The organism is Flaviaesturariibacter aridisoli (genome assembly GCF_004343705.1).
In the GTDB taxonomy this organism is placed as follows: domain Bacteria; phylum Bacteroidota; class Bacteroidia; order Chitinophagales; family Chitinophagaceae; genus Flavisolibacter; species Flavisolibacter aridisoli.
Map to the genome: position 1 here is coordinate 67,531 of NZ_SKFH01000005.1, position 26,713 is coordinate 94,243.

General features: G+C 60.7%; 17 protein-coding genes. 10 read left to right on the plus strand and 7 right to left on the minus strand.

Translation table 11 applies throughout. The annotated features are described in order from the left end of the window. Positions 1 to 154 precede the first annotated feature (154 nt). The 7 genes from E0486_RS05025 to E0486_RS05055 all read left to right on the plus strand — a co-directional run bounded on the left by E0486_RS05025 (position 155) and on the right by E0486_RS05055 (position 16,102). Positions 155 to 3,607 (plus strand): T9SS type B sorting domain-containing protein, encoded by a 3,453-nt coding sequence (locus tag E0486_RS05025; RefSeq protein ID WP_131851052.1) that lies wholly within the window; start codon positions 155 to 157, stop codon positions 3,605 to 3,607. A gap of 19 nt (positions 3,608 to 3,626) precedes the next feature. Then, the gene (locus tag E0486_RS05030; RefSeq protein ID WP_131851053.1) at positions 3,627 to 4,526 is read left to right on the plus strand and encodes a PorP/SprF family type IX secretion system membrane protein; all 900 of its coding nucleotides are present in this window, start codon (positions 3,627 to 3,629) and stop codon (positions 4,524 to 4,526) included. A gap of 77 nt (positions 4,527 to 4,603) precedes the next feature. After that, entirely contained in the window at positions 4,604 to 6,832 is a 2,229-nt protein-coding gene (locus E0486_RS05035) for a RelA/SpoT family protein (protein WP_131851054.1), read from the plus strand. A gap of 231 nt (positions 6,833 to 7,063) precedes the next feature. Then, the gene (locus E0486_RS05040) at positions 7,064 to 13,003 is read left to right on the plus strand and encodes a T9SS type B sorting domain-containing protein (RefSeq protein ID WP_165917197.1); all 5,940 of its coding nucleotides are present in this window, start codon (positions 7,064 to 7,066) and stop codon (positions 13,001 to 13,003) included. Positions 13,004 to 13,091: 88 nt separating this feature from the next. Then, entirely contained in the window at positions 13,092 to 14,360 is a 1,269-nt protein-coding gene (locus tag E0486_RS05045; protein WP_131851056.1) for an adenylosuccinate synthase, read from the plus strand. Positions 14,361 to 14,446: 86 nt separating this feature from the next. Next, the gene (locus tag E0486_RS18765; protein WP_165917198.1) at positions 14,447 to 14,797 is read left to right on the plus strand and encodes a hypothetical protein; all 351 of its coding nucleotides are present in this window, start codon (positions 14,447 to 14,449) and stop codon (positions 14,795 to 14,797) included. 69 nt (positions 14,798 to 14,866) lie between these two features. Next, positions 14,867 to 16,102, plus strand: coding sequence for an anthranilate synthase component I family protein (locus E0486_RS05055; RefSeq protein WP_131851057.1), 1,236 nt, complete (start codon positions 14,867 to 14,869; stop codon positions 16,100 to 16,102). Positions 16,103 to 16,203: 101 nt separating this feature from the next. Here E0486_RS05055 and E0486_RS05060 read toward each other — a convergent pair whose 3' ends face one another. The 4 genes from E0486_RS05060 to rny form a co-directional block, all read right to left on the minus strand. Beyond that, positions 16,204 to 17,214 (minus strand): lytic transglycosylase domain-containing protein, encoded by a 1,011-nt coding sequence (locus tag E0486_RS05060; protein ID WP_131851058.1) that lies wholly within the window; start codon positions 17,212 to 17,214, stop codon positions 16,204 to 16,206. 219 nt (positions 17,215 to 17,433) lie between these two features. Then, a complete protein-coding gene (locus E0486_RS05065; RefSeq protein ID WP_243697378.1) occupies positions 17,434 to 17,646 on the minus strand; it encodes a Sec-independent protein translocase subunit TatA/TatB in 213 nt (70 codons plus the stop codon). Positions 17,647 to 17,763: 117 nt separating this feature from the next. Beyond that, positions 17,764 to 18,147 (minus strand): 50S ribosomal protein L19, encoded by a 384-nt coding sequence (gene rplS / locus E0486_RS05070; protein ID WP_131851060.1) that lies wholly within the window; start codon positions 18,145 to 18,147, stop codon positions 17,764 to 17,766. A 197-nt stretch (positions 18,148 to 18,344) separates the two neighbouring features. Further along, positions 18,345 to 19,904 (minus strand): ribonuclease Y, encoded by a 1,560-nt coding sequence (rny, locus tag E0486_RS05075; RefSeq protein WP_131851061.1) that lies wholly within the window; start codon positions 19,902 to 19,904, stop codon positions 18,345 to 18,347. A 242-nt stretch (positions 19,905 to 20,146) separates the two neighbouring features. Here rny and E0486_RS05080 point away from each other — a divergent pair, with 242 nt between their 5' ends. The 3 genes from E0486_RS05080 (at position 20,147) to E0486_RS05090 (ending at position 23,529) form a co-directional block, all read left to right on the plus strand. Beyond that, positions 20,147 to 21,283, plus strand: coding sequence for a peroxiredoxin family protein (locus E0486_RS05080; RefSeq protein WP_131851062.1), 1,137 nt, complete (start codon positions 20,147 to 20,149; stop codon positions 21,281 to 21,283). 221 nt (positions 21,284 to 21,504) lie between these two features. Then, positions 21,505 to 22,329, plus strand: a complete 825-nt coding sequence (locus E0486_RS05085) for a peroxiredoxin family protein (protein ID WP_131851063.1) — start codon at positions 21,505 to 21,507, stop codon at positions 22,327 to 22,329. 57 nt (positions 22,330 to 22,386) lie between these two features. Then, on the plus strand, positions 22,387 to 23,529 hold the full coding sequence (locus E0486_RS05090) for a TlpA disulfide reductase family protein (protein WP_131851064.1): 1,143 nt from the start codon (positions 22,387 to 22,389) through the stop codon (positions 23,527 to 23,529). A 73-nt stretch (positions 23,530 to 23,602) separates the two neighbouring features. On the opposite strand, the gene E0486_RS05095 is transcribed toward E0486_RS05090, so the two are convergent. The 3 genes from E0486_RS05095 to pheT all read right to left on the minus strand — a co-directional run bounded on the left by E0486_RS05095 (position 23,603) and on the right by pheT (position 26,698). After that, positions 23,603 to 23,899 carry a cell division protein ZapA gene (locus E0486_RS05095; RefSeq protein ID WP_131851065.1) on the minus strand — a complete coding sequence of 99 codons (297 nt, stop codon included), beginning with the start codon at positions 23,897 to 23,899 and terminating at the stop codon, positions 23,603 to 23,605. An 88-nt stretch (positions 23,900 to 23,987) separates the two neighbouring features. Continuing rightward, the gene (locus E0486_RS05100) at positions 23,988 to 24,275 is read right to left on the minus strand and encodes a hypothetical protein (protein WP_131851066.1); all 288 of its coding nucleotides are present in this window, start codon (positions 24,273 to 24,275) and stop codon (positions 23,988 to 23,990) included. Next, positions 24,275 to 26,698 (minus strand): phenylalanine--tRNA ligase subunit beta, encoded by a 2,424-nt coding sequence (pheT, locus tag E0486_RS05105; protein WP_131851067.1) that lies wholly within the window; start codon positions 26,696 to 26,698, stop codon positions 24,275 to 24,277. The genes E0486_RS05100 and pheT overlap by 1 nt, the downstream gene beginning before the upstream one ends. Positions 26,699 to 26,713 lie beyond the last annotated feature (15 nt).

Genomic DNA, 26,713 nt, shown 5'->3' on the forward strand with positions numbered 1-26,713 from the left:
CCCGTTTGCCGGCTGTGAAATGAGCAATTTCTAATTGTTAAGAAAAAAAGAATTATTGTAGATTTGGCGGCTTTCATGCGAAACCAGGCGCCGTTCATCCTTCGGCGACCCCGATCCCCCGCATGTTGGACCAAACAACATTAACCTTCTGTTTATGAGACTCTTCCTGCTCTCGCTTTTCTGCCTGTGCGCAGCGGTTTCCGTTCAGGCACAGGGATTCACCTTTTCCTGCGCCCGCGACACGACCCTCCGGAGTTGCGATCCCGTCTGCATCACCCTGCAGGCCAAAGTTCCCGACCTGCGTGCCAGCACCGCCTCGTATGCCGTCGCCGCCCTGTCGAACACGACGGGTTGTTTCATCCCCTACGTGGAGCCCAACGACCCGGCCGGCCAGGCCACCAGCCTCGTCATCGACGACAAGTACAGTACCCCGATCACCATCGGGTTCACGTTTCCGTTCTACGGCACGAACTACACGCAGCTCGTGGCCAGCACCAACGGCCTTGTTTCGTTCGACGTAAGCCGCGCAACGCTGTTCAGCCACTACCAGATCCTGCGCAACGGAACGTCGCTTTCCGCCACCGGCGGCACGCCGCTCGACCTGCCCAGCACCCTCTACGACAAGGCGCTGATTATGGGTCCGTACCACGACATCAACCCTTCCACCACCACCTCCCCCGACCGCCGTATCCAGTACCAGGTGTTCGGTGTAGCGCCCTACCGCCGCTGGATCCTCAGCTTTTATAAAGTGCCGGCCTTCAGCTGCACGGCCCTTATCGAAAACACCCACCAGATTGTTCTGTACGAATCGACCGGCATCGTCGAAGTGTTCGTGATGAGCCGCCAGATCTGCACGGCCTGGAACCAGGGCCGCGCGATGATCGGCCTGCAGAACATGACCCGCGACCAGGCCATCATGGCCCCCGGCCGCAAAGCCTCGGACGCCCCCTGGGGCACGCCGGGCATGAACGAGTCCTGGCGCTTTGTGCCGGCTTCCGGCAACACGCTGCTGAAGCGCGTGGAACTGTATGATATGTCGGGCGCCCTCATCGGCAACGGCACCATCGGCACCAATGCCAATGGCGCCGCCAGCGTGGAATTTCCCAACATCTGCACCACCATCGGCACCACCGCTTACCGGATGCGCGCGGTATATGAAAAGATCGACGATCCCACCGTGGAGATCTACGGCAACGATACGATCCGCGTAAACCGCCCGGGCCTGCCGTTCTCCATCGGTGTGGTTTCGGCAGCCGCTACCTGCACCACGCCCTCCTCCATCACGCTTACCCCGCAGCCCGGTGGTGGCGTGCCCCCATTCACGTATGCCATCTCTCCTTTCGGCAGCCCCGCCGGTGTGTACCAGCCCGCTAACGTCTTCCTCGGCGTTTCCTCCGGTCTGTACAGCGCCTTCGTTCAGGATGCCACCGGTTGCGAATCGTCGCAGGCGATCTTTGTCAACGCGGCACCCGGTACCATCAGCGGCAACGCCAGCAGCACCCCGTCGGGATGTACGGTCAACACCGGCACCGTGACGGCCACCTGGCTCAGCGGGGGCACTGCGCCGTACACGTATGCGCTCGACAACGGTGCTTTCCAGGCTACCGGCGTCTTTAACAATGTGGGCCCCGGTACGCATATCGCAACTATTAAGGATGCCGCCGGCTGCCTTACCCAGATCACGGTGAACGTAGGCATCAATGCCAACCCGACCGCTACGGCCACCAGCACCGCATCGGGATGTACGATCAACAACGGTACGATCACCGTCACCGCGCTGACCGGCCTCGCACCTTATGTATATGCGCTTGACGGCAGCAGCAGCTTCCAGGCCTCCAACGTATTTTCCAACGTAGGCGTCGGCGCGCACACCATAACGGTGAAAGACGCCGGCGGCTGTACCAGAACGATCAGCGTCAACGTAGCGCAAACGGGCAACCCTTCGCTTTCGGCAACGGTTACCCCCACGGGCTGCGTCGGTAATACCGGCACGGCCACGCTCACCGCTACCGGTGGCACGGGTACGTACTCCTACTGCCTGGGCGCGACGCCGGCTTCCTGCCAGACGTCCAACGTGCTTACCGGTCTCCCGGGCGGCCAGCAGTTCCTCAGCGTTCAGGATGCCAACGGTTGCGTCGGTATCGTAGATGTCACCATCCCCACCAGCACGCCCCCGACGGCTACCGCGGCCAGCACGCCTTCGGGCTGCGTTGCAAGCGGTACGATCACCGTAACGCCTGCCGGCGGCACCGGTCCTTACACCTATGCACTCGACGGCGGCGCCACGCAAAGCGGCAACGTGTTCACTGCTGTAGCAGCCGGCCCTCACACCGTGGTGGTTACCGACTCGAAGAGCTGCAGCAGCACGGCCGTTCCAGTAACTGTGGCCGGATCGCCCGCCCCCACCGCCACCGCCACTTCGACCCCTTCGGGTTGCAGCCCGGTGAACGGCACTATTACCGTAACGACTCAAACCGGCAGCGCCCCCTTCACCTATGCGCTTGACGGTGGTGCCTTCGGTGCCTCCAACGTGTTCAACGGGGTAGCCTCCGGCGCGCACAGCGTACAGGTGAAAGACAACAATGGCTGTACGGTTTCCGTCAACGTGACGGTTGGCGCCACGCCGGCCATTGCCGCTACCGCTACCACCGCCAACTCGCTCTGCACCGCCAATACCGGTACCCTCAATGTAACCGTTACCGCCGGTACCGCACCGTACCAATACCGTATCAGCGGCGCCGCTGCGGCGCAGGCCACCGGCTCGTTCAGCAACCTGGCCCCCGGTTCCTACACGGTAGCCATTACCGATGCCGCCGGTTGTACGTTCACCACGACGGCCGCCACTGTTGGCCAGACCAACGACATTACCATCACGCCGGCAACGACGCAGGTGGCCGGTTGCCTCGGCACGCAGGTGCCCGTTTCCTTCACCACCAACGCCGGCTCGGTAAGCTGGTCGCCCACGGTCGGTGTGAGCAACGCCACCAGCGCCAGCGCCACGGTCACCATCGGCTCGACCTCGTCGTACACCGTTACGGCCGGCACGGGCGCCTGCTCGGCTACCGCCACCGTAACCGTTGCCGCCACGCCGCCTCCCGGTGTTGACGCCGGTCCCATCGAGCGCATCCAGCTCGGCGACTCGGTACGCCTCCAGGCTTCGGTAACGCCCGCCGGCACGTACAGCTACTCCTGGACGCCGGGAATCACGCTGCGCGACTCCACGGTGCTGCAGCCCTGGGCACGCCCCACCGTTACGACGCTGTATACCCTTACCGTGACCACCCCGCAGGGTTGCGTGGGCCGCGATACGATGACGGTGATCGTGCTGGGTGATTGCATCGACCCGCACAACGCTTTCACACCCAACGGCGACGGCATCAACGACATCTGGCGCGTTACCGACGGCACCTGCGCCCAGAATATCCACGTGCAGGTATTCAACCGCTACGGTGGCCGCGTGTATGAAAACAAAGACTACCACAACGACTGGATGGGTACGTACGAGGGCAAGCTCGTTGCCGACGGCACTTACTACTACCTGATCGTATACCGCATGTTCGACGGCCGCATCATCACGCGCCGCGGAGACGTAACCATTGTTCGCTAAACCCTACCAAAGAATCAACATGAAAAAGAACCTATTGACCTGTGTGCTGTTGCTTTCGGTGCTCTTTGGTGCAGCGCAGCAGCTCCCGGTATTCAGCCTGTACGACCTGCACCCGACCATGCACAACCCCGCCACCGCCGGCGTTAAGGGCTACGCCTCCATCGGCGGCGCCTTCCGCTCGCAGTGGTCCTCGGTGTCGGGCGCCCCGCAAACGACGATCGTTTTCGGCAACACCTACCTCCCCAAGGTGCACCTCGGCCTCGGCGGCTACCTGTACAACGACGTGACCGGCCCCACCCGCCGCACCGGGTTGCAGATGGCGTATTCCTACATCATCCGCATGCAGAACGAAGCTTCGTTTTCACTCGGTATCGAAGGACGCCTGCAGCAGTATTCGCTCGACCACAGCAAGATCCAGCAGGCCCTCAGCTCCAACGACCCGGTGCTGGCCGGTAAGGAAAGCCAGTTCCGCGGCGATGCCGGCTTCGGCGTCGCGTATACTCACCCGCGCTTCCAGATCGGCGCTTCGGTGAGCCAGCTGATCCAGTCGAAGCTGCGTTTTACCGACGCCAACGGCGCGCCGGTGGAAGCCCGCAACTACCGCCACTTCTTCGCCCACGGTTATTACGACTGGAAGGTGGACGAAGTGACCGACATCTACCCCAACTTCCTGGCCGTATACCTGCCCAACGCTCCCTTCGAATTCCAGGGCGGCGTTCGCGTGGAGCACAACCACCTGTTCTGGTACGGCCTCTCGCTCCGCGCCCGCCAGTCGTGGATGGGATCCGTGGGTGTGCGCATCAAAAAGAAGTTCAACGTCGGCTACTCGATCGACCTGTACCGCAACCCGGTAAGTGTGTTCATCAACGGCTCTTCGGCCCACGAGATCATGCTGCGTTATGATTTCCTGAAAAAGTAAGGAAACGAACGGTTTGAAAGCCCCCCGCCCCAGGCGGGGGGCTTTTGTTTTCGGGTAAAAGCCTAAATTTGGAAGGCATGGAAACTGTAGCGCAGGCACCGAAGTACAACCTCAATGAAGAACAGGAAAAGCGGCTGATCCTCCGGGAATACCGGGCCTTGCTGCGTTGCCTGAAGGGCCGTATCAAGCCCGGCGACCGCAAGATGATCCGGCAGGCCTTTGAAATGGCCGCCGAAGCCCATAAGACGATGCGCCGCAAAAGCGGCGAGCCCTACATTTTGCACCCGCTGGCCGTAGCCCGCATCTGCGTGGAAGAGATCGGCCTCGGCGTGCGCTCCACCATTTGCTCACTCCTTCACGACACCGTGGAAGATACCGACATCACCCTCGAAGACGTGCAGCGCGAGTTCGGCTCCGAGATCGCGCGGATCGTGGACGGGCTGACGAAGATCTCCACCGTGGTGGATGTGAACGCCTCGCAGCAGGCCGAGAACTTCCGGAAGATTCTCCTGACGCTTACCGACGACCCGCGGGTGATCATCATCAAGCTCGCCGACCGCCTGCACAACATGCGCACGCTCGACTCGATGAAACCGGAGAAGCAGCTCAAAATTTCCTCCGAAACCGTGTATGTGTACGCCCCGCTGGCGCACCGCATGGGCTTGTACAACATCAAGACCGAGATGGAAGACCTGGCGATGAAGTACCTCGAGCCGGAAACTTACCGCGGCCTGGCGCGCAAGCTCGCCGAAACCAAGCGGGAGCGCACCCGCTACATCAACGAATTCATCAAGCCGCTGCAGGACAAGCTCACGGCCTCCGGCTTCAACTTCGAGATCTACGGCCGGCCCAAGTCGATCCACTCCATCTGGAACAAGATGAAGAAAAAGGGCGTCGCCTTCGAGGAGGTGTACGACCTCTTTGCCATCCGCGTCATCCTCGACTCGGTGCCGGAAAAGGAAAAGGAAGAATGCTGGAAGGTGTACTCGATGATCACCGACGAGTATACACCGTCGCCCGAACGCCTGCGCGACTGGCTGTCGAACCCCAAAAGCAACGGGTACGAAGCCCTGCATACGACCGTGATGGGCCCGCAGGGCAAGTGGGTGGAAGTGCAGATCCGCACGAAGCGGATGAACGAGATCGCCGAAAAAGGCCTTGCCGCCCACTATAAATACAAAGAAGGCCAGGCCGACGAAAGCCGCTTCGACAAATGGTTCAGCCAGATCCGGGAGGTGCTCAATTCAAACGATACCGACTCGGTGGACTTCCTGCAGGACTTCAAGATCAGCTTCCTGGCCGAAGAGATCTACGTGTACACCCCGAAAGGGGAGGTGAAGATGCTACCCACCGGTGCTACCGCCCTCGACTTTGCCTTTGCGGTACACAGCATGGTGGGCGCCCGCACCATCGGCGCCAAGGTCAACCACAAGCTGGTGCCCATCTCGCACAAGCTCCGCTCCGGCGACCAGGTGGAGATCATCACCTCCAACAAGCAAAAGCCCAACGAGGGCTGGCTCGACTTCGTGGTCACCGCCAAGGCGCGCACCAAGATCAAGGACGCCCTCAAGGAAGAAAAGCGGACCGTGGCGGAGGAAGGCAAGTACACGTTGCAGCGCAAACTGGAAGGCATGGGCGCCTCGATGAGCCAGCACAATACCGACGAAGTGGCTAATTTCTACAAGCTGTCTTCTTCGCTCGAGCTGTTTTACCAGGTCGCGATCAAGGCGATCGACCTTAAAGAGCTCAAAGAATTCAAGGTGACCGGCGACCGCCTCGACGCGCCCAAGCCTGTGCGGGTGCAGGAGCTGAAGCACGACGTTCCGTACACACCTAAAAAAGACACCGAGCTGATCATCTTCGGGGAAAGCTCCGACAAGATCGTATACAACCTGGCCAACTGCTGCAAGCCCATCCCGGGCGACGACGTTTTTGGCTTCGTGACCACCGGCAAGGGCCTCACCATCCACCGCACCAACTGTCCCAACGCCGCCAAGCTGATGGCCAACTACGGGCACCGGATCGTGAAGACCAAGTGGGCCAAAAACAAGGAAATTTCCTTCCTGACGGGCCTTCGGATCATCGGGCTGGACGATGTAGGGGTGGTGAGCAAAATCACCAACCTTATCTCCGGGGAGCTGCGGATCAATATCGCGGCCATCACCATCGAGGCGAAAGAGGGCATTTTCGAAGGCTCCATCAAGCTTTTCGTGCACGACCGCGACGAGCTGGACAAGCTCGTGGACAAGCTGAAGAGCTTGCAGGGCATCCAGTCGGTGGACCGTTTCGACACCGAAGTAGCTTGATGGAAGAATTTGGCGGAAAGGACGAAATAACTGAACAACAAGTTAAATTTTACCTTAACTTGTAGCGAATTTTTTCTGTCCACAATACGTAATTCTGCCAAATAAGCTGCTATGAGACTACGCCTCGCCCTGCTGGTTGTCTTAACCTCCTTGTTCCATACGCTGACCCAAGCTCAGGGATACAGTTTTAACTGTACCCGGGACACGACCGTGCAAAGTTGCGTCGTGCCTGTGTGTTTTCCGATTGCCACGAAGGTGCCGGATATCCACGGTCAGACCGACGACTACGAGGTGGTGCAAATTGCCGGGGCCGGCGCGCCTGCAGGCAGCTGCTTCGCGCCCTATACGTCACCCAACGACCCGGCGGGTACGTCCACCTCGATCACAACGGATGACGTATACAGCTCGGTAATCAACCTGGGTTTCAACTTCAAGTTTTGGGGTACAAGCTATAATTCGGTCGTGGTGAGCACCAACGGTGTCATCTCCTTCAATACCGCGCTGGCAGGTGCCCGGGCGCATTGGCAGATCAACGTTTCCGGCGGCACCCTGAGCGGCACCGGTACTCCGTTGGATCTTCCCAGCACCCTCTACGACGCTTCGTTGATCATGGGTCCTTACCATGATATCCTTCCCGGAGTCAGCCCGTCCACCAGCTTTACGAACTCGCCCACGCAGAAGATTCAATACCAGGTGATCGGCACCGCGCCGTACCGCCGCTTTGTGTTCAGTTTCTATAAGGTGCCTTCCTTCGACTGCACCAGCCAGATTGAAAATACGCACCAGATCGTTTTATACGAAACCACCAACATCGTTGAGGTGTTCGTGTACAGCCGCGAGATCTGCAGCGGCTGGAATGGCGGACGTGCCATGATCGGTTTGCAAAACCAGAACAAAACGCGTGGCGTTATGGCCCCCGGCCGTAAAGCTTCGAGCCCGCTTTGGGGCGGCACCCTCAACGAGGCCTGGCGTTTTATTCCCAAAAATGGCAGTTCACTGCTGAACCGCGTTGAACTCGTAAACAGTCTCGGCACCGTAGTGGCCAACGGGGTTCCCGGCGCTGCTACCGGCGGCTATATCCCGGTCAGCTTCCCCAACTTCTGCGTTCCCGTATCCAACACGTCCAACTACGTCGTTCGTGCAGTTTACAACGACCCCGATAACCCCGGTGGATTCCTGTATGGTACGGATACCTTCCGCGTGTCGGTTGTGTCCGGCATCGCTGCGAACGCTACCGTGGTCCCGGCGGGTTGTACCCCCAACGGTTCTATCACGGTCAACGTAACATCGGGAACGGGAACTCCGCCTTATACCTATCAGTTGAACAACGGCACGCCGCAAAGCTCGAACGTATTCAACAACCTCCCGGCCGGCAACTACACGGTTACCATCAAGGACGTTACCGGTTGTACAAACGTACTTTCCGTTACGGTGGCCCAGATCAACCCGCTGGCCGGCACGGCCACCACCACCCCGGCAGCCTGTTCGCCAACGGGTTCCATCACCATCAACGTAACGCCCGGCTCGGGCACGGGTCCCTACACCTATGCGCTTGATGGCGGTACGCCCCAAAACAGCAATATCTTCACCGGCGTGGCCGGCGGTGCGCACAACGTTTTGATCACCGACCTGACCACTACCTGTACCCGCTCGGTACCGGCGACGGTCAGCAACATCAATAACCTGAGCGGCACGGCCACCACCACACCCTCGGGCTGTTCGCCGGCAACCGGCACCGTCACCATTACGCCGAGCCTGGGCACACCTCCCTATTCCTTCAGCATCGACGGTGGCCCCTCGCAGACCAGCAACGTCTTTACGAGCATCGGTGTCGGCCTCCATACCATCGTGATCACGGATGCCGCTACCTGTACCAAGACGGTCAATGCGATCGTGGCGGGACTTCCGATTCCGAAGCCGAACATTGCCTCTACACCCACGACCGGATCCGGCTGCACGCCCAGCGGGAGCATCACCGTAAACCTCACGGCGGGCAGCGGTGTGGCTCCGTTTACCTACGTGCTCAACCCCGGCGCGACCAGTCAGACCACGAATGTCTTTACCGGCCTGGCTGCCGGCACCTATTCGGTGACCGTTACCGATGCCGTTGGTTGTGTGGTTACGAAAAACAATATCGTGGTCGCTGCTTCGCCCGCGCTTACCGCTACCGCCACGGGCACACCTTCGGGTTGCACGCCTTCCGGCACGGTAACCGTTACCGGCATTGGGGGCACGCCCCCGCTGCGTTACGCAATTAACGGCGGCACCTCGCAGACCTCCAACGTATTTAATGCCCTCACGCCCGGTGTTTACAACGTGACCGTTTCCGACGCCAGCGGCTGTACCGCTACGGCCACGGCCACGGTGGCTGCCACCGGTACCCTCACTGCCTCCGGCACCAGCACGCCTTCCGGTTGTGCGCCCGCCTCCGGCACCATCGACATCACGGTGCCTGCCGGCTCGGGTGTTGCTCCTTATACCTATGCACTGGACGGAGCCGCGGCCCAGCCCGGCAATACCTTTAGCGGTGTGGCCTCCGGCGCGCACTCCGTTGTGGTAAAAGACAACGCCGGCTGTACCTACACTGTAAGCGTTACGGTAGGCAGCACGCCCTCGCCCACGCTGACCGTCACCGGTACGCCGGCCGGTTGTTCGCCGATCGGCACTATTACCGCTACTGCAGCTTCCGGTACGGCACCGTTTACTTATACACTGGATGCCGGCACCGCGCAAGCCTCCGGCCAGTTCAATAACGTAGCTGCCGGTCCGCACACGGTTGTGGTCACCGATTCGAAAGGTTGCACCGCTACCCAAACCTATACCACCACCACCTACCCGGCGCTGGTTGCCAGCATCGCGTCGACCGGTTCGGGGTGCACGCCGCCCAGCGGAACGATCACAGCTACCGTGAACGCCGGTGCCGGTCTTGCTCCCTTTACCTTTAGCCTCGACGGTGCCGCCGCACAGGCCACGGGCTCCTTCACCGGGATTGCCGCCGGCTCCCACAGCGTGGTGGTATCCGACGCCGCCGGTTGTACGGTGACCCTGAACACGACCGTGTCCGCCCCGGCCGCACTGGCCGGTACGGCCACCACTACGCCTTCCGGCTGCGTACCCTCCGGTACCCTCACGGTGACCATGAGCAATGGCGTGGCTCCTTTTATTTATGTGCTGGACGGCGGTGCGCCACAGCCGGCGAATACGTTCACCAACCTGCCGGCTGGTCCGCACACGGTTGCCGTTACCGACGCCCAGGGCTGCACGGTGACCCTCAGCGCTACCGTGGACGCACCGCCCACGCTGGCGGGCTCTGCTGCCACCACCGCTTCGGGTTGTACGCCTTCCGGTACCATCACGATTACGATGGCGAACGGCGTGGCTCCTTATACGTATACCCTCGACGCGGGCGCCCCGCAGGGAACCAACAGCTTCAGCAACGTGGCTTCGGGCAACCACAGTGTAGTGGTTGTTGACGCCCAGGGTTGCACCACGACCATCCCGGCCAACGTAGCGGCTCCCTCGCCGCTCACGGGCACGCCCGCAACAACGGCCTCGGGCTGTATTCCTTCCGGCTCGATCACCATCACAATGACCAACGGCATCGCGCCGTATACCTACGTGCTCGACGGCGGTGCCGTACAGGGCAGCAATACCTTCAACGCGGTTGCTGTCGGTACGCACAGCGTGCTGGTCACGGACGCTTCCGGTTGTACAGTCACCATCCCGGTCACGGTGGATGCGACCGCTCCGATCACCGGCTCGGCTACGACGACCGCCTCGGGTTGTAACCCCACCGGTAGCATCAGCATCACCATGAACAACGGCGTGGCGCCCTTCCAGTACGCACTCGACGGCGGCGCCCAGCAGGCCGGCAATACCTTCAACCTGGTAGGGGCCGGTCCGCACTCGGTTGTGGTTACCGATGCACAAGGCTGCAGCACCACGATCACCAGCACGGTAGGCAACCTGCCTGCCCTGACCGCAACCGCTACCACTACGCCCACGGGCTGCTCGCCCAGTGGCACCATTACTGTAACGGTGCCCTCCACGGTGGGTGTCGCTCCGTTCACCTACTCGGTTGACGGCGGGGCTTCCCAGGCCAGCAACGTTCTCGGTTCGCTCGACGCCGGTGACCATACCGTGCTCGTAGGCGATGCCACCGGCTGCACCTACTCCTTCGCGGCCAACGTGGGCGCCCCGACGCCGCTGGCTGCGACGGTAACCAGCCACACTACTTCCTGCAACGGCTCGGCCAACGGCTCTGCCGTGCTGCACCCCGGCAACGGTATCGCGCCCTTCCAATTCCAGATCGGCACCTCGGGCTGGCAGGCTTCGGATTCATTCCCGAACCTGGCGGTAGGTACGTATGACCTGTACTTCAAAGACGCTTCGGGTTGCCTTTCGGGTGCCTTCCAGGCAGTGATCACCGCCGGGCCGGCCATCACGGCTACCGAAGCCCATACCAATGTGTCCTGCTTCGGCGGCAGCAACGGTACGGCTACGCTTACCCTGTCAGCCAATGCGACGGCGCCCTTCCAGTTCTCTTCCGACAACTGGGCCAGCACGCAAAGCGCCAACCTGCTCACCGGCCTCCCGGCGGGCACCCATACCCTCTGGTTCCGCGACGCGGTCGGTTGCTCCAACAGCATCGGCGTGACGATCACCGAGCCCACGCAGCTCGTTGCCGGTGCACCGACGGTCGTCAGCCCGCTTTGCAACGGCGCGGCCAACGGCTCGGTAACGCTTTCGGCTACCGGCGGCACGGCCCCGTATACCTATTCGTTCAACAACAGTCCGTTCGTCAGCACGGCGACCTTCCCCGCCAGCGCCGGAACGTTCAACTTCCAGGTGCGCGACGCGAACAACTGCGCCACCAGCACGCGCACGGTAACTGTTACGGATCCCGCGCTCCTGAAGTTTGACGCGATTACTATCGGCGACGCTACCTGCGACACGATGGGTCGTGTGTGGGCCTACGCCAGCGGCGGTACGGCTCCCTACCGCTTCCAGCTGGATAACGGCGGCCTGCAGCGCGACAGCAGCTTCAAGGTGCCCGCGAACACCTACCAGTTGACCGTACGCGACACCAACAACTGCCAGGCCCAGCAATACATTACGATCAACCAGGTGAACAACCTGACCTATACCCGCCCCACCGTAGCAACGATCTGCGAAGGCTCCAGCGCTACGCTTACGCCGGTAACGAACGCCACCCAGTTCAACTGGAACGGCCCGCGCCTGACGCCGAACAACGCGGCCCAGTCGTCGGTAACCGTACGTCCTACCAGCGACACCGTGTACCACCTCGTGTACACCCTCGGTTCGTGCTCGGCCAACGACGACATCCCGGTCAGCGTGTACGCGGCCCCGACTCCGGACGCCGGTACGGTTGCCGGTATCTGTTCCGGCTCAACAGCCCAGCTGAATGCTGCGCCCGGTTTCGTGGAATACCAGTGGTCGCCGGTCAACTACCTGTCCAACCCGGCAGTGCCCAACCCCACTGTTACCGGCGCTCCGGCCCCGGGCGTGAATTTCTTCCTGATGGTGAAGGACGGCAATGGTTGCTGGTCGCTCATTCCGGATACGGTTCGCCTCAGCGTTACGGCTCCCATCGCGGTGCGGATCAACCCGGTGGATACTGTGATGTACATCGGCGACACGCTTCACCTGAATACACTGGCCGCGGCTACGCAATTCGTTTGGACCAACAGCCTCGGCCAGACTCCGGCGAACCTCACCAACCCCAACATCGCCGATCCGGTGCTGCTGGTGGATAAGAACGAGATCCTCAAAGTGCACGTAACTGATGCCAATGGTTGCACGGGCGACGGTTTCTTCTACCTGCGTGCCTACCAGGGCCCCGAGATCTATGTACCCTCGGCCTTCACGCCCAACCGCGACGGCAAGAACGACCTGCTGCGTCCTGTGTGCGTGGGTGTCAATACCCTGACCTACTTCCGCGTGTTCGACCGCTGGGGACAGCTGATGTATGAGTACAAAGGCGAGAAGCGCGGACCGGAAGTGTACAACCTGCTCAGCTCCAATATCGGCTGGGATGGTCGCCACAAAGGCTCTGACCTCGGTACCGGCTCGTTCGTATGGGTCGCCGAAGGGATCACGAAGGAAGGAAAGGTCATCACGCGCAAAGGCATCGTGACGATCATCCGCTAAGAAATAGACTCACTGACCAAAAAGCCATCCCCCTCCGGGCGGATGGCTTTTTTTTGTGCCTACATTTGCCGCAACAACAAAGCATGTTATGGTAGACGTAATCCTGGGACTGCAATGGGGCGACGAAGGGAAGGGCAAGATCGTAGATTACTTTGCGTCGCAGTACGACATCGTAGCGCGCTTCCAGGGCGGTCCCAACGCGGGCCACACCTTGTACGTAGGACCTGAAAACAAGAAAGTGGTGCTGCACCAGATCCCGTCGGGGGTGTTCCACCAGGGCGCCATCAACCTCATCGGCAACGGCGTTGTGCTCGACCCCGTGACGCTCGCGCGGGAGTGCGCTACGGTTGCCGGCTTCGGCGTAGACCTGCGCAAGAACCTGTTCATCGCGGAGCGTACCCACCTCATCCTGCCCACGCACCGTGCCCTCGACAAGGCTGCCGAACAGGCGAAAGGAGCGGGCAAGATCGGCTCCACGCTCAAAGGCATCGGGCCGGCTTATATGGACAAAACCGGCCGCAATGGCCTCCGCGTGGGCGACCTGCTGCACAAAAGCTTTACCACCGGCTACATCAAGCTGCGCCTGAAGCACCAGAAACTGCTTGACACGTATCATTTCGACGAAGACATCACGGCCTGGGAAGAGGAATTCTTCGAAGCCATCGAGTTTCTCCGCACACTCAACGTGGTGAACGGGGAATATTTCATCAACGAGCAGATCGCCCGCGGCAAGAAAGTGCTGGCGGAAGGCGCACAAGGCTCCATGCTCGACATCGACTTCGGTACTTTTCCCTTTGTTACCTCCAGCAGCACCACTTCGGCCGGCGTATGCTCAGGCCTCGGCGTGGCGCCGCAGCGCATCCGCGAGGTGATCGGTGTATCGAAAGCCTATTGCACCCGCGTGGGCAGCGGTCCCTTTCCCACGGAGCTGCACGATGAAACGGGGGAGGAGCTGCGCCGCCTCGGCTCCGAATTTGGCGCCACTACGGGCCGCCCGCGCCGCTGCGGCTGGATGGACCTCGTGGCCCTCAAATATGCGTGCATGATCAACGGCGTGACGCAGGTGGTGATGACCAAGGCCGATGTGCTCGACCCCTTCAGCAACCTGCAGGTGTGCACCGGCTACCGCGTAGACAACGCGGCCACCGACAAGGTGCCGTTCCAGATGACGCGCAACGCCATCGAGCCCGTATACCACAGCGTACGCGGCTGGAAAACCGACAGCACGGCCTGCACCACGGCCGAGGAGCTGCCTGCGGAAATGAAGGACTATATCACGTTTATCAACGAGCAGCTGGGCACGCCCATCCGCTATGTGTCCAACGGCCCCGGCCGCGAGCAGATCGTACGCCTGTAAGCCCTGGAAAGGCCGGCAAAAAAAACGGCTAAAAACTTGGACATATAAAAACTTCGCCGAAAATTTACACCGCTAATTACCCTATTATGGCGCTTATACTTGAGAAGGAAACAACGCTGACCACCACCGACCTGGTGGAGCAACTGCTGATGCAGGCCAAGCGTGCGGCAACCCCGCGCGACGAGGAAGAAGAGGACGAAGAAGACATCGATGACGAAGAAACGGAAGAGGGCGAAGGCGACGATGATGCCTGGGATCCGGATTTCGAGGAGTTTGACCTGCCCAAGTCCAAAAAGGGCGGCAGCAGCGCCGGCACCGGTGGTAAGAAAGAATCCGAGGAGGAAGAAGATTTCAAGATCGAAGACGATGAAGAGTTCAAAGACCTTTTCAGCGGCGGCGGTGGCGACAGCTTCGACGACGAAGACGACGATTTCTAATCCGTAAATAGCTGGCTGCTGATACAACGAACGTACCCCTGGCCTGCCGGAGCGGTGGGCCGGCTCAAAATGTTGAACTGGTTAAAGCGGTTCAACATTTTTTGTTTTCTGGAGAGCCATCACTACCCGACGGCCCCCGGCCGGTTCGACCTGCTGCTGGGCGCCGGCAGCCGGCAGCGGCTCGAGGCGGGGGCTTCCCTGCCCGAGCTCGAGGCTTTTGTTGAAGGCCGGCGTTGGGCCTTCGGCCACCTTTCCTTTGCCCTGCAGGACGCTTTTTTCGAGCTTCCCCCGGGTCCGGCCGATGTCGTGGGCTTCGCCCCCTATTCTTTTTTTGAGCCCGAAGTGGTGCTGTGGCAGGAAGGCACCGCCCTGCGCATCGAGGCCGACGATCCTGATGCTGTTTTTGCGGCACTGCTGGCCGCACCGGATGCGTTAGACGACCAGCAATTGCCGGTAGCGATGAAGGGTCGCATGAGCCGGGAAGCCTACCTGGAGGCCATCCGGGCGCTGCTGGGGCATATCCACCGCGGCGATTGCTACGAGATCAATTTCTGCCAGGAGTTTTTCGCACATCCTGAAAGCTTCGATCCCTGGGCGGTGTATGCCCGCCTCTCCGCCCTATCACCGACGCCCTTTGGCGGCTTTTACCGGCAGGACGATCGCTACTTGCTCTGCGCCAGTCCGGAGCGTTTTCTGCGCAAGGAAGGGCGGTTGCTCACGGCGCAGCCAATCAAGGGTACCGCCCGCCGCCTGCCCGACCCGGCCGCCGATGCGGCACTGCGCGATGCGCTCCGGGCCAGTCCGAAGGAACGCTCCGAGAACGTGATGGTGGTCGACCTGATGCGCAACGACCTGTCGCGCATCTGCACCGAAGGCAGCGTGCGCGTGCCGGAGCTTTTCGGGCTCTATACGTTCCCGCAGGTGCACCAGATGATCTCCACGGTCGCCGGTGAGCTGCGGCCCGGGACGGGCTTCGCAGCCATACTGGAGGCGACGTTCCCGATGGGCTCAATGACCGGCGCTCCCAAAAAGCGCGTGCTGGAGCTGATCCGGCAATACGAGCCCTCCGCGCGGGGACTGTTCTCCGGCTCCATCGGCTATTTCCACGAAGGCGATTTTGATTTCAATGTCGTGATCCGCTCGCTGCTCTACAACGCCGCCAACCGGTATTTGTCTTACCAGGTCGGCTCGGGCATCACGGCCTATTGCGAGCCGGAAGCCGAGTGGGAGGAATGCCTGTTGAAGGCGTCCGCCCTCGAGCGTGTTTTAAAAGGTTCAGGGGGGCAAGAAGGATCTGGAGTTTAGGAGGTAAGGCCGGTAGGTCCGGTTTACCAATAAACCAATAGACCAATACAAAAAACCGCCCCGAGGGGCGGTTTTTCTATGTCGGTAGGTTGAAATCGTAATTAGCGGGCGGCCATCAGGAGGGCTTTCACCGACTGCTCCAGGATCTGGTTGCGGGCTTCTGCGAAGGCCTGCATCTTATCGGCGGGGAGGCGCAGCTCGTAGGAACCTTTCTCGGACAGCTGCTTGTCGAAAGCCGGGTTCAGCTTGTTGAAAGTAGCGGCGTCGAGGCCGAGGTTCTGGGCGATCACCAGGGCGTTGTATTTGCCCGACACCACCGTGCTTTGCACACCGGCAACGGCTACGGGCTCGCTGACTTGAACGGCATAGTCGGCGCGCTCGTTGCGGGTCATCGTGGTTACGCCACCGTCGCCTTCCATGATGTAGTGGGTAGCGATGAACTTCTTCACGTGGTTGCGCGACTCCGTGGGCAGGTAATACTGCAGGTCCCAGAAGTTGCGGCTGCCGCTCTTGCGGATGGCCTGGTTTACGTTGCCCGGACCACCGTTGTAGGCAGCTACCACCAGCAGCCAGTCGTTAAAGACGTTGTAGAGGTCGTTGAGGTAGCGGGCGGCGGCGTGCGTGCTCTTTGTATAGTCGCGGCGCTCGTCGTTCTTCTTCGATACACGGAGGCCCAGTTCGCGGGCGGTCTGGGGCATCAGCTGCCAGGGACCGGCGGCGCCTACCCAAGAGGTAGCGGACGTCTTCAGTTCGGATTCGATCACGGCGAGGTACTTCAGCTCGGAGGGCAGCTTGTGCTCGGCCAGTACCTTATCGATCAGGTCGAAATAGGTGCGGCCCCAGGACTTCATGTTGTTGAGTTTATTGGAATAAACCTCCATGTAGTCCTGTACGAAGGAAACCGCTTTCGGGTTGAGTTGTACATTGAAGAAGCTGCCATCCGCGTTCTGGCTCTCGAAGAGGTCTTTGAAACCACCTTTGGGAGCGCCAGCGGCTTTTACAACGGTATCGGTTCCGGTAGCGTCGTATTCGCGGGGGCCTTGCTCGTTTCCGGCAAAGGAAGAAAGAAAGGCAACAAGCGGCAGGGTCGTCAACAATAAAAGTTTTTTCATCACCACGTTTTAGGGGTTACTCAAATCGCACAAGGCCAATCACACCTTTATTGTTAGTTCTGGTACGCAGATCCACCCGGGGGTCGATCGCGAGGCGAAGATACCACCCTTTGTTGAGGAAATTCCCTGAATGCTGTTAGAGTTGCGTTAAGGAGCACGAAAAAGCCGGTGTGCCAAAACGACCACACCGGCTTATGCAAAATGTTAAAAGTCAGCTTTTTACGACTGGCTGGAGGCGGAATTGGTTGTCGAAGCGGCCGCCCGGTCGCTCTTCTCATGCATGCCTTCTTCAATTTCACGACGCACGTTGCTCTTGGCGTCGTTGAACTCGCGCACACCGCGGCCGAGGCCACGCATCAGCTCGGGGATCTTGCGGCCACCGAAGAGGATCAGCACCAGAACGACGATGAGTATGATCTCGTTTGCACCCATACCAAACATAATCTATATTTTAAAATGACAGAATCGGCTTCAAAGGTACCGAAATAACCATCGGGCCAATAAAAAAGCGGAAGCATTAACTTCCGCTTATACGTACGATTATCGGCCTTATGCAGATTGCTTTTCTTTCTGCACCACAGCGCGTTTCTTTTCCTGGATACGCGCGCTCTTACCGCTACGCTCGCGCTGGTAGAACAGTTTGGCGCGACGAACGCGGCCCGACTTGTTCAGCACGATCGAGTCGATGTTGGGCGAATTGAAGGGGAACAGACGCTCCACGCCAACGCCGTCGGAGATCTTACGCACCGTGAAGGTAGCCGTGGCACCTGTGCCCTGCTGCTTGATCACGTCGCCTTTGAAGGACTGGATACGCTCCTTGTTACCTTCAATGATCTTGTAGTTGACCGTAATATTATCACCCGCTTTGAACTTCGGGAATTCTTTAGTAGCCGTGAGCTGCTCGTGTACAAAGGCAATAGCGGCGGAGTTCATAACTATCGATTTAAGGAGGGCAAAGGTAAGGGGAAAGTTTCATATGTGGAGCACATCCGTCGGGAAAATCTCAGATGTCTGATGCAGGATGTCTGATTTGAAGGGACAGTAGCTTTAAATCAGACATCCTACATCCGAGATCAGTGATAAAAAAAGCCCCTCGGGAGGGGCTTGTATCATTTTTACAACCAAGGGCTCTAGCGGGCGACATTCACGGCGCGTTTCTCGCGGATCACGGTTACCTTGATCTGGCCGGGGTAGGTCATTTCGTTCTGGATCTTCTGGGCGATCTCGAAGGAAAGCTTCTCGCTCTCGTTGTCGGTCACCTTGTCGGCTTCCACGATCACGCGGAGCTCGCGGCCGGCCTGGATGGCGTAGGCTTTCTCCACACCATTATAGTTCTGGGCCAGGTTCTCGAGTTCCTTGATACGCTGGAGGTACTGCTGCATGATCTCTCGGCGGGCACCGGGGCGGGCACCGGAGATGGAGTCGCAGGCCTGTACGATAGGGGAGATGACGTACTGCATTTCCATTTCATCGTGGTGGGCGCCGATAGCGTTCACGATGGCCGGGTTTTCACCGTATTTCTCGGCCAGCTTGGCACCCAGCAGGGCGTGGCTCAGCTCGCTCTCTTCGTCGGGGACCTTACCAATATCGTGCAGGAGGCCGGCGCGCTTGGCCAGCTTCACGTTGAGGCCCAGCTCGGCGGCCATGATGCCGCACAGGTTGGCTACCTCACGGCTGTGCATGAGCAGGTTCTGGCCGTAGGAGGAGCGGAAGCGCATCTTGCCTACGAGGCGGATCAGTTCTTTGTGGAGGCCGTGGATGCCGAGCTCGATCACGGTGCGCTCGCCGATCTCCATGATCTGCTCTTCGAGCTGACGCTTGGTCTTTTCCACCACTTCCTCGATACGGGCGGGGTGAATGCGGCCATCGGAAACGAGGCGCTGGAGCGACAGGCGCGCGATCTCGCGGCGCAGCGGGTCGAAGCAGGAGAGGATGATGGCCTCCGGTGTATCGTCTACAATGAGGTCGACGCCCGTGGCGGCTTCGATGGCACGGATGTTCCGGCCTTCGCGGCCAATGATCTGGCCTTTGATCTCGTCGCTTTCGAGGTTGAATACGGTAATGGCGTTCTCGATGGCCTGCTCGGCGGCGGTGCGCTGGATCGACTGGATGATGATCTTGCGGGCTTCCTTGTTGGCCTTGGCCTTCGCCTCGTCGATGATTTCCTGCTGGAGGCCCAGGGCCTGGGAGTGCGCTTCGGCTTTGAGGGTTTCGATGAGCTGCGCCTTGGCTTCCTCGGCGCTCAGGTTGGCGAGCTTTTCGAGGCGGCGGGTGTGCTCTTCCTGGTGTCTTTCGAGCTCACTTTGCTTGTTCGCCACCACTTCGAGCTGGCGGGAGAGGTTTTGCTTGATGCTGTCGTTTTCCTTCACCTGGCGCTCGAGCTGCTCGGTTTTTTGCGACAGCTGCAACTCTTTCTGCTTGATGCGGCCCTCGGCGTCGGCGAGCTTGCGGTTGCGGTCGTTCACCTCCTTGTCGTGCTCCGACTTCAGCTGAACGAAGCGCTCCTTGGCGGCCACTTCCTTTTCCTTGCGCACCGTTTCGGCGCGGAGTTCGGCTTCCTTAATTAGGTTGCGGGCGTGCTGGTCGGCTTCGTCGACTTTCTTGCGGGTGTCTTTCGCGAAAATGAATTTACCGGCGATGATGCCCACTACGAGGGCAACGACGGCGGCGATGATTATGCTGATATCCATCGGGTTGTTCTGTTTTTAAGTGTTGTTGGTGTAAGTAAATCTATAGCCGGTGCCCGCGGAAGGGCAGGGGGACGAAGATACGTAGAGCGGACCAATTGTAATTCAGGCGTCTGCGCAAGCAGAGCTTCCCTGTTGTAACTTGGCCACGTGTGGACTCCGGGTCGTCCGCGCCACTCAGCCCGGGCTGCCGCTTATCCTACATTTTTGATAGACTTAAGACGTCTTCCCCTAAACTTTGCAACATGAAATGCATTTCATTACTTCTTCTTTCCGCGCTTCCGCTGGCCGGCATTGCCCAGGGCGGCGAGCTCAAGCTCAAAGGCAGCATCAGTATTCCGGCCGTCAAATGGGTGCAGGTAAGCTTCCGCAGCGGTACCGACAAGGTTCGCGACTCGATCCGGGTGGAAAAGGGAACCTATAAATACAAGCGACCGCTTGCTGAGCCCGTACTCGCCACGGTTACCTATCTCTCTGACTCCGTGCTGGTGCGCAAGGGCGAACGCTCATCCAATTCCTACGCTTTCCCGGTGTTCCTCGAGCCAGGCAGCAGCATCGAGATCCGGACCACCGATTCCGTGCAGAACAACCGTGTCAGTGGCTCCACTGCCCATACGCAGTACCTGGCCCTCAACGACCAGACGAAGGAATACGACAAGATCGAAGAACCCTACGTAGCTGCATTTTACCAGGCGTCGAAAGCGCAAAACAAAACCGAGGCCGCGCGCATTGAGCATCAGATCGACTCGATCGATGCCGTGATGCGCGAAAAGGTGTACGGCGGCTTCCTGCAGTCCAACCCGGGCTCGCCCGTGGCGCTTTATGCCCTGCGCGAGTATGCCGGCTATTACCTCGACCCGGCAAAGGTGACGCCCCTGTTTGCCCGGTTGTCGCAGTCGGCACAGAAGTCGCCCTCGGGTGTCGCCTTTTCCGCCGAACTGGATAAGGCCCGTCTGACCGCCGTGGGCAATGTGGCGCCGGACTTCGTTATGAACGACACCCTCGACCATCCCCTGTCCCTGTCCTCGCTTCGTGGAAAGTATGTGCTGGTTGACTTCTGGGCTTCCTGGTGCGGCCCCTGCCGCCGCGAAAACCCCAACGTGGTGAAGGCGTTCCAGGCATACCAGGGCAAGAACTTCACGATCCTCGGCGTGTCGCTCGACCGCCCGGGTAAAAAGGAGAACTGGCTGAAGGCCATCCACGACGACGGCCTCACCTGGAACCACGTGAGCGACCTGCAGTGGTGGGACAATGCCGCGGCGAAACAATACGGCATCCAGGCCATCCCGGCCAACTTGTTGCTCGACCCGGAAGGCAAGATCATCGCCAAAAACCTGAGCGGCGACGAGCTGCAATCGAAGCTGGCGGAAGTGTTGCATTGATCTATCCTATAAAATAGGCGAAGCCGGGACCATGGAGTCCCGGCTTTTTTTTATTTTACGGCCACCAACCAGCTGCCTATGCGTTTCTGCCTCCTCCTTTTCCTCTTCGTTTGTTCCTGCGTTGCCCATGCCCAGGGCGGCATTGCGCAACTGCGCGGGCGCGTGGAAAACCTGCCCGTGGCGCACAGCGTGACCATTACCTGCGTCAGCGTACCATACACGTGTGCACACGCGATTCGGTGGCGAACACGACAGTGACCGGCTCGGAAGCCCATGCCGACTACGAGCTGCTGCGCCTCCGGATGAAAGCGTTCGATCCGCGCTACCGCGCCCTGTTCGACTCCATGGCCAGCGCCCGCTTGTCGGGTGATGCGGCGGTCACCCGAAAGGTGCTGCGGGCCCGCTACCTGCTCGATACACTCGTGGCGGAGAGCGTGTACGCTTCCTTTCTTGCGGAAAAACCAGCATCGCCGCTGGCCGGCTGGGCACTGCAGCGGTACACCGCCCTCTCGTACCTGCAGCCGGCACGGGCGCTGCGCCTGCTCGAAACATTGCCCCGCTCCATGCGCCACAACCGGAGCATGGATATGCTCCGCCAAGCGCTTAAAGAGGAAGTGGAAGGCCTCCGCACGCCCCTGCGCGATTTTTCCAACGACGATCCCTGGGGCAACCGGGTGACACTGTCGTCGTTCCAGGGCAAATGGGTGCTGGTGGATTTCTGGGCCTCCTGGTGCGTGCCCTGCCGGATGGAAAACCCGAACCTCCGCGATGCGCTGCGTCTTTTCGGCGATAAAGGCTTTACCATCCTCGGCGTGTCGCTCGACTACCCCAACGGGCGCGACCAGTGGATCCGGGCCATCCAGGACGACGGGCTTGAGTGGCCGCAGGTGAGCGAGCTCGCCGGCTTCCAGGGCTACCTGCCGCGGCACCTCAACATCCGCTACATCCCGGCCAATTACCTCTTGAGCCCGGCCGGCTTCCCGGTGCTCCGCAACCTGCGCGGCCAACAACTGCTCGTTGCCCTGGCCGGCGTGCTGGGCGAGTAAAAATGGCCGGTATCCAAACCGATAACGTACATTGAGTACCCAGCCGAAACCCCGGTTATGCCCCGACTCCTGCTGTTGCTTTCCTGCTTTTTCAGCTCCCTGCTGCCCGCCGCTGCGCAGGGCGGCAAACTCCGTATCGAAGGCAGCCTCAACGGCGTTGCCGCTGTGCGGAATGTGCAGCTGATGTATCCCAACGGCGTCGTGCTGGCGGGACCGGTGCCGGTGAAGAACGGGCGCTGGAGCCTGCAATGCCGCATTCCGCAGCCGCGCCTGGCGCTGGTGAGTTTCCTGAGCGAGGTGCCCGTCAACGCTTCGCCCGAGGCGCCGGTGTATCGCTACAATGTGCCCCTGTTTATGACGCCCGGAACCGTGACGGTGGAAACCAGCGGCGCCCTTGCCGCCAGCAGCGTGGGCGGGTCGGAGGCCACCGACGACTACCTGCGCCTGCAGGCAGCCGCTGCGCCGTACGAGGAGGAGATCCAGCGCTGGCGCGCCCTCGCCGGCGATTCCGCTCTGGCCGGCAACCTGCCGCAGCAGGTTTATTTCGGGCGAAAGATCGACAGCCTGTCGGCGCTCTGCCGCGAGCGCGTCTACGGCCGCTTTCTCGAGCGCAACATCGCCTCGCCGCTGGTGCCGCACGTGCTGGGCGCCTACTGGCACCTCGACGGGGAGCCCGACCGGATGCTGCGCTTCCTGGTAAACATGCCCTGGCGCTACCGCTATCCCTACATCAACGCCTTCCGCGATGAGCTGCAGGTAGTGGCCCGCGTGTGGACCGGGCAGGACGCGCCCGACTTCGAGCTGCGCGATACCGCCGGGCAGGCCGTGCAGCTGTCGGCCCTCCGCGGGCGCTACGTATTGATTCATTTCTGGTCGGTGTGGAACGTGCTGAGCCGCGAGGAGCATCCGAACCTGGCCGAAGCCTACCGCTATTTCGCGCCCCGCAACCTGACCCTGCTGGGCGTGGCGCTCGCGCGACGCGGCGATGAAAGCCTCTGGCGCAAGGCCATCCGCTCGGACAGCCTCCGCTGGACCCAATTGCTGGACACAAAATTCTGGAACAGCCCCGTGGCGAAGAAGTACGCCATTCAGTCGGTGCCGCAAAACGTGCTGGTGGACCCATCGGGGAAGATCGTCGCCCGCAACCTCAGTGGCGAACACCTCTGGGCGGTGCTGGACCGGTTGCTGCCCCGGCAATGAAAGGTTCTTAAGGTTCTGAGAGGTTTTGAAAGTTGTTGCTGGCGCCAACCAACAAAAACTACCAAACCACAAACTACAAACCCTCTTCTCCCAACGCGCCATCTACCAGCTTCTCCAACGCGGCGAGTTTTTCCTGCATCGCCGTTTCGTTCAGCTCATGGGTGATGGACGCGTTCTGCTGCGTAGCGAACCAGATCAGCACCATGGCGATGTAATCCTGCATGTCCTTGCCGGCAAAGGCCGTTTTGAACTCGACCAGCTTGTCGTTGATGGTCTTGGCCGTATGGCGCACCACGGCTTCATCCTTGGGTTGGATCTTGAGGCGATAGGTGCGGTCGGCGATGACGAGGTTAACGGGAATGAGTTCCATGGTCGTGAAGCGTGGGCCGTGAACCGTGAGCCCGTTCGCGGCAGTAATAATGGGTTTACGTCAGTGCTCGCGGCTGACGCCTCACGCCTCACGTACTGAGGTGCGCAATGACCTTGTCGATCTCGCGGATGAACTTGTTCACCTGCTTTTCGAAGGCGCGCTTCTCGGTGTCGTTGAGGCTGCCGGCGGCGAGTTTCATCAGCGCCACGGCCTGCTGCAGGTCCTGCACCTGCACGGCGAGGGCCTGCCGGTCGTCGGTGGCCTGCGCCAGCTGCTGGCGAAGTTCGGCATTCTCGCTGCGCAGGCGCTGCTGCTGCTTGACCAGCAGCAGCAGCTTCTCCTGGAGGCGGGCGATCTGTTGTTCGGAAGGCGTCATCATTTACGGATTTCAGCGCCGAGCTCGCCTTCCAGCGTGTTCATTATTTTTTGCATCCAGCCTTCGATCTCCTTGTCGGTGAGGGTCTTCTCCTCGTCGAGGAAGGTGAAGTTGACGGCCATCGACTTGCGGCCGGCGCCGAGCTTTTCGCTTTCGAACAGGTCGAAGAGGCGCAGGCCCCGGAGCGACTTGAGGCGCAGCTTGCCTACCTGCTGGCGGATGGCTTCGTAGGTCATGGCGGCAGGTACCACCAGGGCCAGGTCGCGCTCCACGGCGGGGTAGCGGGGCACCTCGCGGTACTGTATTTTTACGGGAAGGGCGGCCTTCAGGAATTCATCCCAGTTGATGTCGGCCACCAACACGGGCGCCTTCAGGTCGAAGCGCTTCAGCTCCGGCGCGGCCACGGTGCCGATGCAGCCCAGCACGCGGGTGCCGCTGCGCAGCGTCAGCACGCCGCTGAGTCCGTTGGCTTCGCCTTCGGCGGTCATTTCAACCGGAATGCCGGCCATCGTGGCCAGCGCTTCCACCACGCCTTTTACATAATACAGGTCGGCGGCCACGGCCTTGCCCTTCCAGCTTCCGGGCTGTACGTTGCCGGTGAGGTAAACGCAAAGGTGATTCTGCTCGCTGTACTGCCCGGTGCCGGCGCCCGAATAGGTCTTGCCGAATTCAAAGAAGCGCAGGTCGCCGTTGCGGCGGTTGACGTTGAAGGACAGCACCTCGAGGGCCGTGGGGAGCATCGAGGGACGCAGCACGTCGAGCTCGGTGCTCAGGTTGTTGAGCAGGCGCACGGTGCTTTCGAGCTGCCCTTCCGTGAAGTAGGCGGAGTTGGTGATGGAGTTCGTCAGGATCTCGTTGAAGCCGAGGCCCACGAGCGCGTCGGCCAGCTTTTGCTTCAGGCTTTCCGCGCGGTAGTTGTCTTCCACCGAGGGCGTGATGGTCATTGCGGCGGGGATGGCGATGTTGTCGAGGCCGTCGATGCGGAGGATCTCCTCCACCACGTCGGCGGGAAGGCTCACGTCGCGCTTGTGGTAGGGCACTTCCACCGAGAGGGCGTCCATGCTGTCCTTGATGATGCGGAAGCCGAGGCTTTCGAGGATGTTCTTGACGGTCTCGGGGTGGTAGTTCTTGCCGCTAAGCTTTTTGAGGTATTGATTTTTAAGGATCACTTCCTTCTTCGGCTCGGGCTTGGGGTATACGTCGATGAAGTCGGAGGCGATGGTGCCGCCGGCGATCTCTTTCACCAGCTGGGCCGCGCGCTTCAGCACAGCGACCGTGTTGGAGATGTCGATGCCTTTTTCAAAGCGGGTAGCCGCGTCGGTGCGGAGCCCGTGGCGGAAGGAGGTCTTGCGGATCGTTCCGGGCTCGAAGAAGGCGCTTTCGAGGAAGATATTCTTCGTGCTGTCGCGCACGCCGCTTTTGGCGCCGCCGAACACGCCGGCGAGGCACATCGGCCCTTCGGGCGAGGCGATCACCAGGTCGTCGGCCGAGAGCTTGCGTTCCTTTTCATCCAGCGTTACGAAGGGAGTGCCTTCGGCCTCGTTGCGCACGATCACCTTTTGCCCGGCGATGGCGTCGTAATCGAACGCGTGGAGCGGCTGGCCGGTCTCGTGCTGGATGTAGTTGGTAATGTCTACGATGTTGGAGATGGGGCGCACGCCCACGGCCTTGAGACGGTCCTGCATCCACTTGGGCGAGGGGCCCACGGTGATGCCGGCGATCGTAACGCCGCTGTAGCGGGGGCAGGCGGCGGCATTGTCGATCGTCACCTGCACGGGCATCGTGTTGCCGTCGGCTTTGAGGTTGTTGGCGGGCAGCACGGGGCGGATGCCTTTCTTGTCGTGGTGGGAGAGGTAGGCGCACACGTCGCGGGCCACGCCCCAGTGGCTCATGGCGTCGGCGCGGTTGGGGGTGAGGCCGATCTCGTATACGGTGTCGGTGTAGGGTTGGAAGTACTCGGCGGCCGGCGTGCCGACGGGTGCGTCGGCCGGGAGCACCAGGATCCCGGCGTGGGAATCGCCGAGGCCGATCTCGTCTTCGGCGCAGATCATACCGTAGCTCTCCACGCCCCGGATCTTAGCCACTTTCATGGTGAGCGGGTCGCCCGAGGCGGGGTAGATGGTGGTGCCTACGGTGGCCACCACCACGCGCTGGCCGGCGGCCACGTTGGGGGCGCCGCAAACGATCTGCAGGGGCTCACCGCCGCCGACATTTACCTTCGTCAGGCGCAGCTTGTCGGCATTGGGATGCGGCTCCGCTTCGAGCACCTCGCCGATAACGAGGCCCTGGAGGCCGCCCTTCACCTCTTCGAAAGGTTCCATCGACTCCACCTCCAGGCCAATGGCCGTCAGGATGCGCGACAGGCGCTCGGGATCGAGTTTTACGGGTAAATATTCGCTCAGCCAGTTATAGGAAATGGTCATAATGATAGATCTAGG

What these genes read in the sequence shown, in the direction of transcription:
- E0486_RS05025 (WP_131851052.1), top strand. Translation starts at nt 155, where the DNA reads ATGAGACTCTTCCTGCTCTCGCTTTTCTGCCTGTGCGCAGCGGTTTCC.
- E0486_RS05030 (WP_131851053.1), top strand. Translation starts at nt 3,627, where the DNA reads ATGAAAAAGAACCTATTGACCTGTGTGCTGTTGCTTTCGGTGCTCTTT.
- E0486_RS05035 (WP_131851054.1), top strand. Translation starts at nt 4,604, where the DNA reads ATGGAAACTGTAGCGCAGGCACCGAAGTACAACCTCAATGAAGAACAG.
- E0486_RS05045 (WP_131851056.1), top strand. Translation starts at nt 13,092, where the DNA reads ATGGTAGACGTAATCCTGGGACTGCAATGGGGCGACGAAGGGAAGGGC.
- E0486_RS18765 (WP_165917198.1), top strand. Translation starts at nt 14,447, where the DNA reads ATGGCGCTTATACTTGAGAAGGAAACAACGCTGACCACCACCGACCTG.
- E0486_RS05055 (WP_131851057.1), top strand. Translation starts at nt 14,867, where the DNA reads ATGTTGAACTGGTTAAAGCGGTTCAACATTTTTTGTTTTCTGGAGAGC.
- E0486_RS05060 (WP_131851058.1), bottom strand. Translation starts at nt 17,214, where the DNA reads ATGAAAAAACTTTTATTGTTGACGACCCTGCCGCTTGTTGCCTTTCTT.
- E0486_RS05065 (WP_243697378.1), bottom strand. Translation starts at nt 17,646, where the DNA reads ATGGGTGCAAACGAGATCATACTCATCGTCGTTCTGGTGCTGATCCTC.
- rplS (WP_131851060.1), bottom strand. Translation starts at nt 18,147, where the DNA reads ATGAACTCCGCCGCTATTGCCTTTGTACACGAGCAGCTCACGGCTACT.
- rny (WP_131851061.1), bottom strand. Translation starts at nt 19,904, where the DNA reads ATGGATATCAGCATAATCATCGCCGCCGTCGTTGCCCTCGTAGTGGGC.
- E0486_RS05080 (WP_131851062.1), top strand. Translation starts at nt 20,147, where the DNA reads ATGAAATGCATTTCATTACTTCTTCTTTCCGCGCTTCCGCTGGCCGGC.
- E0486_RS05090 (WP_131851064.1), top strand. Translation starts at nt 22,387, where the DNA reads ATGCCCCGACTCCTGCTGTTGCTTTCCTGCTTTTTCAGCTCCCTGCTG.
- E0486_RS05095 (WP_131851065.1), bottom strand. Translation starts at nt 23,899, where the DNA reads ATGGAACTCATTCCCGTTAACCTCGTCATCGCCGACCGCACCTATCGC.
- E0486_RS05100 (WP_131851066.1), bottom strand. Translation starts at nt 24,275, where the DNA reads ATGACGCCTTCCGAACAACAGATCGCCCGCCTCCAGGAGAAGCTGCTG.
- pheT (WP_131851067.1), bottom strand. Translation starts at nt 26,698, where the DNA reads ATGACCATTTCCTATAACTGGCTGAGCGAATATTTACCCGTAAAACTC.